Origin of the sequence: Streptomyces sp. NRRL F-5123, assembly GCF_000721495.1 — a bacterium.
Classification (GTDB): Bacteria; Actinomycetota; Actinomycetes; order Streptomycetales; family Streptomycetaceae; genus Actinacidiphila.
Genome location: NZ_JOHY01000147.1, coordinates 1 through 1,381, shown reverse-complemented (window position 1 = coordinate 1,381; position 1,381 = coordinate 1). Strand labels below are relative to the sequence as shown.

The following is a 1,381-nucleotide window of genomic DNA, read 5'->3' as shown; positions in this document are numbered from 1 at the left end:
GGAGTTCCCGGCGGATCGCGGGTGGGATCTGGCGGGGTTGTACGACCCGGATCCGGATCATGCGGGGACGAGTTATGCGCGGCACGGCGGGTTCCTGACGGGTGCGGGTGATTTCGACGCCGATTTCTTCGGGATCAGTCCGCGTGAGGCCGCGGCGATGGATCCGCAGCAGCGGTTGCTGCTGGAGACGGCGTGGGAGGCGCTGGAGCACTCGGCGATCGACCCGACCTCGCTGCGCGGCACCCGCACCGGCGTCTTCACCGGCCTCATGTACCACGACTACGGCTCCTGGCAGGCCGAGGCCGCCGAGGACGTCGAGGGGATGCTGATCACGGGCAACAGCGGCGGTGTCGCCTCGGGCCGGATCTCCTACCTGCTCGGTCTTGAGGGCCCGGCCATGACGGTGGACACGGCCTGCTCGTCCTCGCTCGTCGCGCTGCATCTGGCCGCCCAGGCGCTGCGGAACGGTGAGTGCTCGCTCGCGCTGGCGGGCGGGGTGACGGTGATGTCGACTCCGACGACGTTCGTGGAGTTCTCCCGGCAGCGGGCGATGTCCCCCGACGGGCGGTGCAAGGCGTTCTCGGACGCCGCAGACGGTGCCGGTTGGTCCGAGGGCGTGGGCCTGCTGGTGGTGGAGCGGTTGTCGGACGCGCAGCGCAACGGTCACCAGGTCCTCGCCGTCGTGCGGGGTTCCGCCGTGAACCAGGACGGCGCCTCGAACGGCCTGACCGCCCCGAACGGCCCCTCCCAACAGCGCGTCATCCGCGACGCGTTGGCGGGCGCGGGGCTGAACGCCGCAGACGTGGACGCGGTTGAGGCGCACGGTACGGGTACTGCGCTGGGCGACCCGATCGAGGCGCAGGCGCTCCTCGCCACCTACGGCCAGGAGCGTTCCGGCAGTGAGCCGTTGTGGCTGGGCTCCGTCAAGTCGAACATCGGTCACGCGCAGGCGGCGGCCGGGGTCGCGGGTGTCATCAAGATGGTCGAGGCGATGCGGCACGGGGTCCTGCCCCAGACCCTGCATGTGGACGAGCCGTCGCACCACGTCGACTGGGAGCAGGGCCAGGTGCGGCTGCTGACCGAGAACCGGCCCTGGCCGGAGGTGGACCGGCCGCGCCGCTCGGCGGTGTCGTCGTTCGGGATCGGCGGGACGAACGCCCACGTCATCCTCGAAGCCCCGCCCGCCGGGGTGACGGAGGAGCCCTCCGTCGAACTGCCCGCCGACCCCGCCGCGCCGGAGACCGCGCCGGAGACCACGCCGACCGCCGACCCGGCCTTGGTCCCGTGGGTGTTGTCGGCGCGGTCGGGGGAGGGGGTGCGGCGGCAGGCTGCCCGGTTGCTCGCGCATTTGGATGACGCTCCGGGGCTGGGTTTGCGTGAT

1 protein-coding gene is annotated in these 1,381 nt (G+C 72.0%); it reads left to right on the top strand.

Annotation, left to right across the window (positions count from 1 at the left end; genetic code table 11):
* The coding region (locus tag IH54_RS0138570; RefSeq protein ID WP_234344283.1) for a type I polyketide synthase at positions 1 to 1,381 on the top strand (1,381 nt) is incomplete at both ends.